Source organism: Bacillus sp. FSL R5-0439 (assembly GCF_038008805.1).
Classification (GTDB): domain Bacteria; phylum Bacillota; class Bacilli; order Bacillales; family Bacillaceae; genus Bacillus; species Bacillus safensis.
Genome location: NZ_JBBOZW010000001.1, coordinates 2774301 through 2787602, shown reverse-complemented (window position 1 = coordinate 2787602; position 13302 = coordinate 2774301). Strand labels below are relative to the sequence as shown.

The 13302-nt window shown below is 41.3% G+C and carries 16 protein-coding genes; 15 read left to right on the top strand and 1 reads right to left on the bottom strand.

What is annotated here, in order from left to right; translation table 11 throughout:
* The first annotated feature begins 2 nt into the window (after positions 1-2).
* From NST59_RS14425 to NST59_RS14410, 4 genes are read left to right on the top strand one after another with little or no spacing between them, the layout of a single operon-like run.
* Positions 3-458 (top strand): phage tail terminator family protein, encoded by a 456-nt coding sequence (locus NST59_RS14425; protein ID WP_039180991.1) that lies wholly within the window; start codon positions 3-5, stop codon positions 456-458.
* Positions 445-657, top strand: coding sequence for a hypothetical protein (locus NST59_RS14420; protein ID WP_039180988.1), 213 nt, complete (start codon positions 445-447; stop codon positions 655-657). The genes NST59_RS14425 and NST59_RS14420 overlap by 14 nt, the downstream gene beginning before the upstream one ends.
* 3 nt (positions 658-660) lie before the next feature.
* Positions 661-2007 (top strand): phage tail sheath family protein, encoded by a 1347-nt coding sequence (locus NST59_RS14415; protein WP_039180985.1) that lies wholly within the window; start codon positions 661-663, stop codon positions 2005-2007.
* A 1-nt stretch (position 2008) separates the two neighbouring features.
* Positions 2009-2452, top strand: a complete 444-nt coding sequence (locus NST59_RS14410) for a phage tail tube protein (protein WP_024423257.1) — start codon at positions 2009-2011, stop codon at positions 2450-2452.
* A gap of 286 nt (positions 2453-2738) precedes the next feature.
* On the opposite strand, the gene NST59_RS14405 is transcribed toward NST59_RS14410, so the two are convergent.
* Positions 2739-2795, bottom strand: a complete 57-nt coding sequence (locus NST59_RS14405; protein WP_231730857.1) for a putative holin-like toxin — start codon at positions 2793-2795, stop codon at positions 2739-2741.
* Between the two features lie 185 nt (positions 2796-2980).
* Between NST59_RS14405 and NST59_RS14400 the strand changes: the two genes are divergently transcribed.
* Genes NST59_RS14400 through NST59_RS14350 form a run of 11 tightly spaced genes read left to right on the top strand, consistent with a single transcriptional unit; the run spans position 2981 to position 13301 of the window.
* Positions 2981-3421, top strand: coding sequence for a phage tail assembly chaperone (locus NST59_RS14400; RefSeq protein WP_012011040.1), 441 nt, complete (start codon positions 2981-2983; stop codon positions 3419-3421).
* Between the two features lie 41 nt (positions 3422-3462).
* Positions 3463-3600: a hypothetical protein gene (locus NST59_RS14395; protein ID WP_095285871.1), complete on the top strand. Its 138-nt coding sequence runs from the start codon at positions 3463-3465 to the stop codon at positions 3598-3600.
* Entirely contained in the window at positions 3601-7686 is a 4086-nt protein-coding gene (locus tag NST59_RS14390) for a transglycosylase SLT domain-containing protein (RefSeq protein ID WP_144490205.1), read from the top strand.
* Positions 7679-8347: a LysM peptidoglycan-binding domain-containing protein gene (locus NST59_RS14385; protein ID WP_058838044.1), complete on the top strand. Its 669-nt coding sequence runs from the start codon at positions 7679-7681 to the stop codon at positions 8345-8347. Before NST59_RS14390 ends, NST59_RS14385 begins: the two co-directional genes overlap by 8 nt.
* Before the next feature lie 11 nt (positions 8348-8358).
* Positions 8359-9369, top strand: a complete 1011-nt coding sequence (locus NST59_RS14380) for an XkdQ/YqbQ family protein (RefSeq protein ID WP_041085439.1) — start codon at positions 8359-8361, stop codon at positions 9367-9369.
* The gene (locus NST59_RS14375; RefSeq protein ID WP_024423253.1) at positions 9366-9632 is read left to right on the top strand and encodes a DUF2577 family protein; all 267 of its coding nucleotides are present in this window, start codon (positions 9366-9368) and stop codon (positions 9630-9632) included. Before NST59_RS14380 ends, NST59_RS14375 begins: the two co-directional genes overlap by 4 nt.
* Positions 9633-9646: 14 nt before the next feature.
* Positions 9647-10069, top strand: coding sequence for a DUF2634 domain-containing protein (locus NST59_RS14370; protein WP_144490207.1), 423 nt, complete (start codon positions 9647-9649; stop codon positions 10067-10069).
* Positions 10062-11111: a baseplate J/gp47 family protein gene (locus NST59_RS14365; RefSeq protein ID WP_144490209.1), complete on the top strand. Its 1050-nt coding sequence runs from the start codon at positions 10062-10064 to the stop codon at positions 11109-11111. The genes NST59_RS14370 and NST59_RS14365 overlap by 8 nt, the downstream gene beginning before the upstream one ends.
* On the top strand, positions 11095-12018 hold the full coding sequence (locus tag NST59_RS14360) for a YmfQ family protein (protein ID WP_064498124.1): 924 nt from the start codon (positions 11095-11097) through the stop codon (positions 12016-12018). The genes NST59_RS14365 and NST59_RS14360 overlap by 17 nt, the downstream gene beginning before the upstream one ends.
* Before the next feature lie 11 nt (positions 12019-12029).
* Positions 12030-12413 (top strand): phage tail-collar fiber domain-containing protein, encoded by a 384-nt coding sequence (locus NST59_RS14355; RefSeq protein ID WP_047203992.1) that lies wholly within the window; start codon positions 12030-12032, stop codon positions 12411-12413.
* Between the two features lie 15 nt (positions 12414-12428).
* Positions 12429-13301 (top strand): hypothetical protein, encoded by an 873-nt coding sequence (locus NST59_RS14350; protein ID WP_144490211.1) that lies wholly within the window; start codon positions 12429-12431, stop codon positions 13299-13301.
* Position 13302: the final 1 nt, after the last annotated feature.

Below are 13302 nucleotides of genomic sequence, written 5' to 3'. Positions count from 1 at the left end.
GAATGAATCAAGAAGTCGGGGCAATCATGCATTATATCTACACACACTTTCCTGTGACAATGTATGATCGTCTTTTGCCAGAACGCTTTCAAGTGCCATCTGTTTATGTGCCGCCTGTGACAGTGATCAGTGGTCCAGATACGGTTTCTACCTTTATGAAATCTTATTCGCTACAAGTGAAAGTCTTTCATATTGATACAGAAAAAGCACATGATGCGGCAGAAACAATCGTTGATGCATTGCTTGCTGATCGTCAAATCATTCAGATGATGAGTGAAGACGGAGAGGTGCTTGATGATTATGTCCGCATAAAAAGAGTGGAAACAAGAATGATAGATCAAGGCGTAGCAGCGATTGTCCTGACATGGGATAGCAGCTATTGGTACAACCGGGACAAACAGGCAAGCCTTGAAGATATCAACTTTTCAGATGGGGTGATCAAACGTGAGCAAGACTAAAAATGCACAGCCCGCTCAAACAGCCGGCGAAGAAAAAGAATTTGGCTTTTCATTTGAAGCCTTAAAGGAGCACAGCAAGGATCTTTTTGGGGTCAAACCAGAAATCCTTGAAGGCGCTCTTTTTTATATCAAAGATCAACCAATTACAAAAACAGAAGCAAAAAAGCACATTGATGCTTTTTTGTCCAAGGAGGTTTAAAGGATGAACGGAGGCACTTTTACACCAGGTACAGAGAAAAAGCGTCCTGGCATTTACTTTAATTTTAAAACAACAGCAGAGCAGCGAATTACTTTAGGTGACCGAGGTACGGTGGCACTTCCTCTTGTGATGAGCTGGGGAGAACCAAAAACCTTTATTTCCGTTTCAAATATGGAAGACTTAAATAAGAAGGTTGGACTTAACATTGATGATAAGTCACTTCTTCTTTTCCGTGAAGCAAAGAAAAAAGCGCAAACGGTCTTGCTTTACCGCTTAAATGAAGGGGAGCCGGCTAAAGCTGAAATTGCTGAAAACTTTGTGGTCACAGCAAATTATGGCGGCCTAAAAGGAAATGAGATCACAGTACAAGTGGCAGAAAATGTACTTGATAGCACAAAGCGCGATGTTATCACTTATCTTGGAACAGATATTGTGGACAAACAGGTTGTCACTGATGTCAAAGATCTTGTGAAAAACAAGTACGTTCAATTTTCTGGTGAAGGTGAAGCAGTCATCACAGCTGGTGTGGCACTAAGCGGCGGGAAAAACGGCGTGGCAAGTGTTGCAGATTATACAGCTTTCCTAGAAGCAGCAGAAACAGAATACTTCGATGTCATTGCCCTTCCAGTCGATAATAGTGAGCAATTAAAAGCAACCTTCGCTTCATTTATCGAGCGTTTACGTGATAAGCAAGGACGTAAGGTGCAAGGGGTTGTGGCTAATTACGCAGCTGACCAAGAAGGAATCATCAATGTGACAAGCGGTGTTGTACTCGAAGATGGAACAGAACTAACACCTGCTCAAACAACAGCATGGGTCGCAGGTGCAAGTGCCGGAGCAAACTTCAATCAGTCACTCACCTTTGTTGAATACGAAGGAGCAGTCGATACATTAGAACGCCTTGACAATGATCAAGTAGAATACCGATTATCACAAGGGGAGTTCATTTTCACCTTTGATGCGAGAGATCGCACCGTGAGTGTTGAAAAAGATATTAACTCTTTGACAAGCTTCACAGCTGAAAAGAACCAGCAAATGGCGAAAAACAAAATCATTCGTGTGCTTGATGCGATCAACAATGATTTAACTTTCGAATTAAAAAATCTGATTAAATTACGCAAAGCCAATGGCAATGACATTCCAGCATCAGATGATGGTGTGCAGCTTGTGAAAACACTGATTACCCAGTATCTCACACAGCTTCAAGATGGCAGCGGCATTACAGGCTTTAACTCAGAAACAGATATCGTGATCGGCCTCAATGAAGATCGTGATGGATTTATCATCGATTTAGCGGTTCAACCAGTAGATGCAGCAGAAAAATTCTATTTCAATGTGGAGGTGAAGTAAGATGGCTTTTAAAGCGCAAAATACAATTTCAGGTAAAGAAGGTCGTCTTTTCTTAGAAGGTGAGGAGCTTGCATTTATCAAAACCTTCGAAGCAAACGTGGAGAAAAACAAATCAGAAGTGAACGTCATGGGCCGCCGAATGACTGGTCATAAAACAACGGGAGCAAACGGAACAGGAACGGCAACCTTTTATAAAGTTACATCTCGTTTCGTTCAATTGATGCTCAATTACGTGAAAAAAGGAGAAGATCCATATTTCACTCTTCAAGCTGTCATTGACGATAAATCATCAGGCCGTGGCACTGAGCGTGTGACATTATTTGATGTCAACTTTGATTCAGCTAAAATCGCTGGATTGGATGTTGATTCAGAGGCGCTTGAAGAAGAAGTTCCTTTCACGTTTGAAGACTTTGATCTTCCTGAGAAGCTGAAGAATACTTTCTAAGAAAAGTGGAGGAAATCAGCTAATTAATTAGCAAATTAAAAACTGAATATGCTATAATGCAGTTGTAATACAGCCGTCTTGAAGCCGTCTAAATTTCGTCTGGCAGCGTCTTGTATTCGATTCATTAAAATATGTTTACATGCAAAGCTATTTGCATACAATAAAAAAGCCAGGATGCTCTAACATCCCGGCAATGTACAATGAGGCCCTCAAAGGGGCTGGCTAATCAATTTAGATAGTTTCTAGGATAGACTTCCCCTTCAACCGTCCAAAGCTCAAGGGGAGTCTATTTTTTGTTTATATAAGTCAACAAAGTAAGGATAAACATCCCGAATAAAAACATGAGGGAAATCGCTTCAAATGTTGACATATGCATCACCCCCTTCCTATCGGGGATGAGCCAGACGCCCTTGAGCAAGCCATTCAATTGTACAATTAAAATTATACATGAAAAGATTGGAAAGCACATTCAAAAAATGGATGTGCTTTTTTGCATTCAAAAAAACATAACAAAGGGAGTTTTTAAACATGAGTGAAAAACAAACATTTGATCTTTCATTTTTTATGCCAGGACAAACAGTAGAAGCGGAAGAAGTCAAAGTACCGATTTCTAAGCGTTTTGTTGATAAAAAAGGGAATGTCATTCCTTTTGTCTTTAAAGCTATTACAACTGAACGTATTGATGAACTGGAAAAAGAAAACACAACCTTCAAAAATGTCAAAGGCAGAGGACGTGTAAAAGACTTAGACAGCCAGCGCTTCTACGCACGTATTGCAATTGAATCGACGATTTACCCAGATTTCCGTTCAAAGGAATTAAGAGAAGCCTACAGCACACAAGATCCAGTTGAAGTAGCAAAACGTGTCCTGTCAGTTGGCGGTGAATATGCGAACTGGTTAAACAAAGCGATCGAAATCAACGGATTCGAAGATGAAATTGAAGATTTAGAAGAAGCAGCAAAAAACTAATAAAAGATGGGGATAAAGAAGCCGTGTTTTTATATTACGCGATGCACGAACTTCACTACTCCCCATCTGAACTCCTTGATTTATACGAATCACCAAGACCATTCAAAGCATTCCTTTTCGGACTGATCAGTTACAAACTAGACATGCTAGAAAAAGAAGCAAAGAAAGGAGGTAAGTAAATGGCGAAACTTACAGCGCGATTTGAATTAGAAGACCGGGTGTCGAAAAAGCTATTACGCATTCAAAAACGGTTTCAAACGTTTGAGAAGCAGCTCAAACCATTTAGAAAACCGGTGAAAATAAGCCTAGAAATGGATGAAAAGAAGCTGAGAAATCTCACTTTATCTCTCCGGAAAATTTCAGCTGTTTCCATGACACTGGATCAGGGAATCTATCGTGATCTAAAATCATTAAAAAATCAGTTAAATATGTTACCGAATCATATGGTCATATCCATTCAAGCAAAGGGACTGGATGTCATTAAAACCAGCATAGATCGTTTGAGACAAGTGGGGACAAGTCCCATGATGATGACGTTTAAATTGAACGATCAATTATCAGGTAAAATATCATCAATCAAAAAATCAATCCTTCAGCTCATCAACAGAACGTACTATATGAGATTAAACATGGTTGATCAAGCCACCGCAGCAATTCAACGAATCAAAAAGACACTCAAAAGCTTGACGATGTCCAAACACGAAATCAGAGTGTCTGTTCAAGACAATGCAAAAAGTAAGCTAAAAAAACGAGATCAGGCAGAGTCTGTTGTGAAAGAGAAGAAAGTAAAAAAGCAACCTAATGCAACTGCTGCTACAAAAACGAATGAAAACAAACAGAGCTGGTTGGGGAATTTGGGAAATAAGGCATTAAAAGAAATTGAAAAATATGCAGGTGACGTCTCAGATAAATTGAAAGAAAAATTGAGTCCTAGAAATTTTTGGGATAATAATGCACTCCCTTGGATTGAAACGAAAATCGACGCATACAAGCAAGAAGTGATCGGACGAATTAGTGAGAAGATTAAAATTAATCCTGAGGAGTATTTAGATAAATGGTTTAACAAAGGCTTAGATTTGATCCTTGGCCCGAAAAATCCATCAAGCGAGAACAACAGTAACTCTTCAGCTCAAAGTCAAACGACTGAAGCATCAACAAATCCAACTCCTAATACGCAGCCAAATAAACAAAAAGGAAAAGGTTTGTTTCGTAATAGCTGTTGCCCTTGTTGTGCTCGAGGTTTAAGCAGGCGTGGTTCTAATAGAACTAGAAATAGAAATGGCCGTGCTCAAAGGCAGCCCACAAATCCTACCGCCACTTCTAGAGCTGAAAGAAATAGAAGACCTCCAGGTAGACTAGGAAAACTGAAAACAAATGCAGGTAAGATTTTTGAAAAAATCCCTAGTGGATTGAAGAAAACTACAGGCATCGTAGCCTCCGTTGCGGGACTTGCTGGACTGATGAAAGGTAGCGGCGGGTTAAGTAGTTTAGGCGATTCATTAAAAAATATAGGTAGAGGAAGTAGTAAGTTATTAAAAAGAGTGCCTGTATTGGGGAACTTATTAAGTGCAACAGATTTAATAGGAACAACCAAAGAAAACGTTGGGGAAAAAGTAGGTGGTTTCTCTGGAGGTCTTGCAGGAGGAGTTAGTGGAGCTGCAATTGGTCAAGCTCTAATTCCAATACCATTTGTAGGAGCTGCAATTGGTGGCGTTGCTGGAGGCATGGCTGGCACTTATGGAGGATCAAAATTAGGGGAGATATTTGATACTTCAAAACTTAAAGAGGATATTTCAAACACTTTATTTAATGGCGAATGGTGGAGTGAAAAGTGGGGGAGTGTTAAAACTTCTGCAGAAACATCTTTAGGGAACCTAAGTGAAAAATGGGAAGATATAAAAACTACAGCATCGAATACACTGTTCAATTCAGAATGGTGGGCAGAACAAGCTGGATACGTTACAGGAGTTTTAGAATCTACTGTCTTTAATGGAGAATGGTGGAGTGAAAAATGGGATGCTATTAAGGACTGGACTCAAGAAAAGTGGGATAGTGCGGTCGAAATATGGGATTCTATTAAGGGTAAACTTAGTGAGACCGTTTTTAACGGAGATTGGTGGGGAGAGAAATGGGATAATGTAAAGGACTGGACTCAAGAAAAATGGGATGGTGCAGTCGAAATATGGGATTCTATTAAGGGTAAACTTAGTGAGACTGTTTTTAACGGAGATTGGTGGGGAGAGAAGTGGGATAATGTAAAAAAATGGACCAGAGAAAAATGGGATGGCGCAGTCGACATATGGAATTCGATTAAAAGAAAAGTTCGTGAAACGGTCTTTAACAAAGATTGGTGGGGGGAGAAGTGGGATAACGTAAAAAGTTGGTCAAAAAGTAAATGGGAACAATCAAAAACAATTTGGTCAACTGCAAAAGCAACTATTTCTTCAACTCTATTTAATAAAGACTGGTGGTCAAGAAAGTGGAGTAATGTTCAATCTTGGGGTAAAAATATTTTAGGAGATTCATGGGATTTAATCAAAAGTGAAGGCGCAAAATTCGTTGGTAGGCATATTGTGAAATTTGAAAAAGGTAGAGAAAAAGGGAAAAAGGATTTTAAACCTGATCAAAAAGCCACAGGCGGCTATATCACTCAGCCAACCTTATCATGGGTCGGTGAAGCAGGTAACGAATTTGTCATTCCAACTCAAAATAACCGAGGACGCGGAAAGATGCTGCTGGCACAGGCAGCTTCTCAACTTGGAATGTCTGTTGTACCAAGCGGAGCGGCAGGAAATTCAGTGTCAAGCTCTCCAGCTCCTACAGCAGTAGCTGCATCATCTTCTGTCGGTTCAATAGACGGATCGGTCTCGGTGACGGGGGACATTCAAGCCTCCAGCATTGGCGAGCAATTTAATAACGATTTTGAACAGGGGTTAAATCGTAAAGTAATCTCCCTTGATCAATGGAAACAAAAGAATATTCAGCAGCCGTTTGGTCAATTGACATCAGACTCAGGAAAGTATGGTCAACAAACGGTTTCAGCTTTTGCAAATGGTCAGCAGATGACACCAACAGGTACAGCCAGCTTCTTGCAAAGTCGTGTAAAAACACCATACCAACAAGTCATGACCGCATCACCAACTTGGGGTTCTGGAACGGTTAGTGGTTTTGCAGCAGGCCAAAATGCCACATCAATTGGCACGAGCCAATACGTAGATCAACACATCAAACAACCATTCCTGCAAGCAAAACAAGAATCACCAAGCTGGGGTTCAGGAATGATTGACGCCTTTAATAACGGCATGCGTTCCAAAGGAAGCGAAGTCACGCAAGCGGCCAAAGAAATGGCGAAGAAAGTAGAACAGGCGTTTAGAGAGGAATTAGACATTCATTCCCCTTCACGCGTCATGATGAGTCTTGGGAAATTTGCATCAATTGGTGTCGTCAAAGGGCTCGACTCAGTTGATGTGAAAAAGTTTGCTGAAAATCAAGCTGGTTCATTAATCGGTGCCTTCAGCGGTATGGGAGCTTCAGGGCTTAATATTAAACAATGGCTCATGGCGGCCATCATGGCAACTGGCACATCTATGAGCTGGCTTCCAGGTCTGATGACCATCGCGCAGCATGAGTCACGTGGAAATCCGAGAGCGATCAACTTATGGGATTCCAATGCCAAAAAGGGAACACCTTCTAAAGGTTTAATGCAAACCATTGGAACGACGTTTAACGCCAATAAAGGCAAGGGCATGAATGACATTTGGAACCCAATTCATAATGCCGTAGCAGCCATTAACTACATTAAGGGCAGATATGGAACAGTCTTCAACACGCCGGGATTACGAAGTATGAGAAGAGGCGGCCCTTATAAAGGCTACGCAAATGGCGGATTGATTACTCAAGAGCAGGTGGCTAGAGTCGGTGAAGGAAACAAACGTGAATGGATTATTCCCGAGGAAAGAGGCATTCGCGGAAGGTATTTATTGACGCAGGCAGCTAAGGCACTTGGGATGCAAGTATATGATCCATCAAATGCATCTGCTCCTTTACCAGAAGCACAGATGCATCAGGTCACCTCAGCTCAGTCTACGGGTAGTACAACATCATCGTCAGGTAATAAACAAATCACGATTCAATTCAATGGAGATCAGCATTTCCATAATGGACAAGATCAGCAATCGCTAGTCGAAAAAATTAAACAAATGCTTGTAGATGAACTGGAAGTAGAGCTTCATACAGGAACGAAGGGGGTCGTGATCGATGGGTAAATCAGTATATCAATTGTGGATTTCCCAAGGAAAGGACAAGTTGCGATTCCCTGTCCTTCCATCCGAACTCGAAATCACAAATAACGTACAAAATGAAACAGTGAAGGTTGCCTCTTTTGGAGAACTGACTTTTATTGACGTACCATCGGCTAAACAAGTATCATTCACCTCATTATTTCCTAAGAAATATTCGCCGATTGCTGAATATAAAGGCATTCCATCACCAGAGAATGCAATTGCGAAAATTGAACGAATGATGCGTTCTAAGAAATCCGTGCGATTGATTGTAACTGGGACAAAAATCAACATGACGTGCAGCATTGAAAGCTTCACCCACAAGGAAGGGTCATATGATATTGGAGATCGTGAATTTACGATCGAGTTAAAGGAATATAAAACTGCATCGCCTAGGAAAATCAAACGAAAGAAAAAAGCAAAACAAACGAAAAAGAAACGGCCTTCAAAAACACCACCAAAAATGTACACCGTCAAAAAAGGAGATACGCTATGGGCCATTTCTGGCAGGTTTTATGGCGACAGTACAAAATGGCGGCGTATTTGGAATGCCAATAAGTTAGCGATGATTAAACGTAGCAGACGTAATATTAAGCAGCCGGGGCATTGGATTTTCCCTGGACAAAGGTTAAAAATACCACAATAGGGGGGCTGGCATTGATCGAGCTTTTTGCCATCAGAAGCGGCACCATGTATGAGCTTGTCACAGAGAGTGTGACACTTCAGGGGCAAAGGTATCAAGCCCCTCGCTCAATTCAGGCAAATATTATCACAAAGCAAGGCAGTCAAACTTATTACCGTGTCTCGGAAGGGGACACGGTTCTTTTTAAATGGAAAGGAAAAGAGCTTTTTAGAGGCATCGTTTTTTCCCGGACACCTGTTGAAGGGAAGATGACTTTTACCGCATACGATATGCTTCAATATTTGGTGAAAAACCAAGATGTCTATGTTTTTTCAAATCAAAGAGCAGATCAAATCTTAAGGCGGATTGGAGCTGACTTTCAAATTCCAATGACCTCAATCGCCAATACAGGACATGTCATCAAATCACTAGTCTTTAAAAATGATACGAGCCTGTATGACATGATATTGAAAGCATTGAAAGAAACGAAGCGGCAGACGGGAAGAAACTATCAAATCTATTCTGCTAAAGGCAAGATGGGGCTGAGAGCCTGGCCTGATCCAGAGGACGTATGGGTCATTGAATCAGGCGTCAATCTCATCAGCTATCAATACAGCACCTCGATTGAAGAGACAGCCACTCGTGTTAAGATGCGTACGTCTGCTGATGAACAGGGGAAAAATAAGAAAAAAGGCAGTAAATCCGAGATTGTGGTGATCGAACAGGATAAAGCCGGTCAGAATAAATACGGTATTTTACAGCATGTTGAGACAGTCACGGGGCAAATTAACCAGCCGCAGCTGCAAAAGAGAGCCAAAGTACGGCTGGCAGAGAAAAAAGGCGTCAAACAAGAAGTCAAAAGCATCCAAGCGCTAGGAATTCCTGAGCTGCAAAGCGGTCTCCCAATCTATTTGAAAATTCCTGAAATCAACGTAAAAAAAACTTACTGGATCGATCAAGACAAACATGAATTCAGTGGGGTGAAACACACCATGACCATTGATGTTGTTGAGAAAAATTCCATGCCAAAGGGTGATCAAGCGTGAGATTAAGTGAAGCGATTAAACGATTGGCAGTGAATGCAGTAGACGCAGAATCTCCAATCGATCTTGTCATTGGAGAAGTCACGGCAGTTTCCCCGCTGAGCATCCGATTAAATGAAAATCATAAGCTGATCATTCCAGAAGAATTACTGATTTGGCCGAAGCGCTTAAATAAGGGTGAGGATGATGAGCTGAAAAGAGGAGACAGTATTATGGTGCTTGCAATGGCAGGAGGACAGTCCTTTTACATCATCGACAAATTGTAAGGGAGGTGATGAACGTGGCACTTTCACCAGAGGAAGAAATCGAGGAAGTAGAAGAAGACGAAGAGGTTGAAACCTCGGCGACGTATCGAATAGATTTTGAAACTGGCAGACTGACAGGCGAAACCATCTCAGGTATTGAAGCAATCCGGCAATTTATTTATATGACACTTAGGACAGAGCGGTATGCACATCCTATCTACAGTCACGACATTGGCACTGAAATTCAGGAGCTGTTGACGGATACAGAAGCCACGGATGAATACAAAGAAATGGAGATTCCAAGGCTGCTAGAGGAGGCACTGCTCGTTGACGAGCGGATTGATCATATTGAAGAGTTAGAGGTCACAAAGCAAAATGACTCGTTTCATGTCAAATTAGCTATTGTCACAGATGAGGGAACATTAGAAATAGAGGAGGTGATGGAGGGCGATGTTTGAGGAACAGACGTACGAAGCATTAATGGAAAGAATGCTGGACAGACTGCCAGATGATATAGATAAAAGAGAAAACAGCGTGATTTGGAATGCCTTGGCACCTGCTGCCGCTGAACTGGCCCAATCCTATATTTGGCTTGATCAAGTGTTTGAGCTGGTCTTTGCAGATACAGCACAAGGAGAGTTTCTAGATCGGCGGGCTGCTGAAGTAGGAATTGAAAGAAAACCAGCCACTAAAGCGGTTTGGTCAGCGGCCATTCAGCCAGAAAATATCAATATTCCAGCTGGCTCACGTTTTTTTATTGAAGACGTTTATTTCCAATATTCGAAGGATGGCACGCTAGAATGCGAGACACCTGGTAAAGCAGGCAATGTTCAATTAACAGATCAGCCGCTGCTGTCACTTGATACAATTCCAGGACTTGAATCGATTACGATGAAAGAACTGGTCATACCTGGTCAAGAGGAGGAAGATGACGCTTCATTATACGATCGATATTTAATACGTGCGAGGCGAGAGGCTGTCAGTGCCAACAGGGCGCATTATAAAAAATGGGCTGAGGAAGTAGCTGGTGTTGGCAGAGCGAAAGTGTTCCCGCTTTGGAACGGAGAAGGGACGGTCAAAATCGTCATCACAGATGGCAATCTAGATGTTGCATCAGACCTTCTTGTCAAAAGGGTACAGGAATATATCGACCCAGTGCCAGGTGAAGGAGAAGGACAAGCGCCTATCGGTTCAAAAGCAACCGTTGAAAGCGCCAAATGGCTGGATATCGACATAGAAGTGGCTGTCGAACTTCAAATGGACTGGACCCTTGAAGGAGCTCAGAAAGAAATAGAAGAAAAGGTCAAGACGTTGTTGAAATCAATCGCATTTGAAAAGAGTACCATTCGAATGTCCGCCTTAAATGATATTTTGTATCATTCAGAAAGTGTGTCAGATTATGCAGATGTGTTATTGAATGGCGAGTCGAAAAACTTAGTATTACAGGACATTGAGATTCCGCGTCTTAGGCAGGTGAAGGTTATTGAGCAAACAGGATGAAATGAAAAACTATTTGCCGCCATATTTTACAGAAATTTATGAAGTGGATCACCTGCTCAAGACAGAGGCACCGGAATTTGAGCAATTGGACGAATCCATTTTCGACTTAACGGATCAGTTCTTTCCTTTAACAGCGACATGGGGATTGAATAGATGGGAAAGGATGCTGAAGGTGCAGCGGGAATCAGATGATTCAATTGAACTGCGCAGGGCACGCTTACTCAATATGATGTCTAATATTCCGCCAATCACGTATCTTTCATTAGAGAAATCAGTGAATCGCTTTCTCAAGAATCCAAGTGCTGTCATCCGTCTCACAACCAATCGTTATCACTTCGCCTTACGTGTGAACCTTGATGATCTGCAAAACACGAGATATATTGTAGAAATTCTTGAAACGTTAAAGCCTGCTCACTTGGCTTATACGTTCACGGCTTTTCATCATACCGACGTACATGAAAAAAATGATCATCACGTGAGGCTCACACTGCGCAGCAGGGTGGGTTTTTTCGATCATATCCCGATTTTACTCAATGGTGAATTTGTCTTAAATGGTACGTTTTATCTCAGTGGAACACGAGGTACAACGGATGTGCCTGCTCGTTTTAGACATTCATTAAACATGAGAATGCGGCTTCAACATCAGTCAGAAACAGCACATCGCATGAACTATGTCATGACTGGAGCGGTACATGAAACGAAGCAAGAAGCGGCATTGACTTTACGCACAAAAAATCAGCTTCAGCATCAAACCAAAAAGAAGATGACATTCCGCCTGCCAGTACATGTCCAAACTGAGCAGGGTGGCAGCTTACTAATCAAGGACCATTACTGGATTCTTGATGGATCTGTTCCGCTGGACGGATCAAAAATGCTAGCAGCAACTTCTAAAAAAATAGATTTATAAGGAGGATCACAATGGCTGATCAATTAACCGTAACAACACTGTATGCACGTCAACAAATGGCAAAGGCAAGAGCAGAAGGAACAAAACTCACAAAAGTCGTCAAAATGGCATTTGGAAATGGGGGAACGAAGGATGGAAAACCGATCTCTCTCGACGGTACCGAACAAGCACTTAAAAAGGAACTAGTCCAAAAAAATATTGATTCATTTACCTTCATGGAACCAGCAAAAATTCGCTACACCTGCACAATCGCCGAAGGAGAACTGGCAGGAGAAGTGATCAACGAACTAGCACTTGTCGACGAAGACGGCAAATTCACCGCCATCCGCACCATGACAGACAAACAAAAAGACGGCGACATTGAATTTGTTTTTGAGATTGATGATATTTATTAATGGAGGGAAAATGAAGTGGACATAAAATCACCTTTACCGTTTGAAACCACTGACAAAGCCCATGCCAACTTGTTTAACCAGATGGTCGACACACTTGTAGAGAACGATCATGCACTCAGTAGACAGATAGAAGGAATCACAAATGAAAGTTTGTTCATCTTAACAGGTGATCATGCCATTCAAGATGCATCAGTCAGCGGTGAGCAATATCCAAATGGGATTACGTTCATGGCTATAGCCAATGATACTGGATATCCTACAAAATTAGGTTTTGTGAAGAACGAAAAAATGAATGAGTATCGTTTTGTACAATATTATTATGGCAACGGTAATGAAACAAATAGTTATTTTACTAGTACTGGTATTTGGTTTAGACAATGGTATATCGCTTCTGGGTGGACTGAGTGGCACAAAATCTCTGGTTTTCTTCATACGAACATTGGTACAACTGGGAAGCAGCTGCTTAATAATGCTGAGCGACAAAAAATCCTTTTTAATCGAAAAATCAAAGATAGTCACAATAATTTTGATATAAAAAATAGTCGTTTTATTTGTCCGGAAAACGGAATGTACCTAGTAAACGCTGGAGTTTATATTGAGACGTTTCAAATGTATGCAAACTTTGAGCTGTCTATCTTTTTAAATGGTAAAAATTATAAAAATATATCTCATTATAGACATCTCCCTGCCACACCCTCTGAAACAGCAAAACTTGATATAGGTTTATATGGAGCTGCGAATGTTCCAGCGAATAAAGGAGATTACATTGAAATCTACATGTATATAGGCTATGCGGGAAATTCCGATCGTTATATATCTGATAATTCAGGTTGGTACAACTATTTCGATATTACAGAATTAGGTGGCCGTAATTTCCCGAGAGTGTAGG

Excerpts from the sequence above, each read along its gene's own strand:
- NST59_RS14390 (WP_144490205.1), top strand. The coding sequence starts at position 3,601 with ATGGCGAAACTTACAGCGCGATTTGAATTAGAAGACCGGGTGTCGAAA.
- NST59_RS14400 (WP_012011040.1), top strand. The coding sequence starts at position 2,981 with ATGAGTGAAAAACAAACATTTGATCTTTCATTTTTTATGCCAGGACAA.
- NST59_RS14365 (WP_144490209.1), top strand. The coding sequence starts at position 10,062 with ATGTTTGAGGAACAGACGTACGAAGCATTAATGGAAAGAATGCTGGAC.
- NST59_RS14395 (WP_095285871.1), top strand. The coding sequence starts at position 3,463 with ATGCACGAACTTCACTACTCCCCATCTGAACTCCTTGATTTATACGAA.
- NST59_RS14355 (WP_047203992.1), top strand. The coding sequence starts at position 12,030 with ATGGCTGATCAATTAACCGTAACAACACTGTATGCACGTCAACAAATG.
- NST59_RS14425 (WP_039180991.1), top strand. The coding sequence starts at position 3 with ATGAATCAAGAAGTCGGGGCAATCATGCATTATATCTACACACACTTT.
- NST59_RS14410 (WP_024423257.1), top strand. The coding sequence starts at position 2,009 with ATGGCTTTTAAAGCGCAAAATACAATTTCAGGTAAAGAAGGTCGTCTT.
- NST59_RS14415 (WP_039180985.1), top strand. The coding sequence starts at position 661 with ATGAACGGAGGCACTTTTACACCAGGTACAGAGAAAAAGCGTCCTGGC.
- NST59_RS14385 (WP_058838044.1), top strand. The coding sequence starts at position 7,679 with ATGGGTAAATCAGTATATCAATTGTGGATTTCCCAAGGAAAGGACAAG.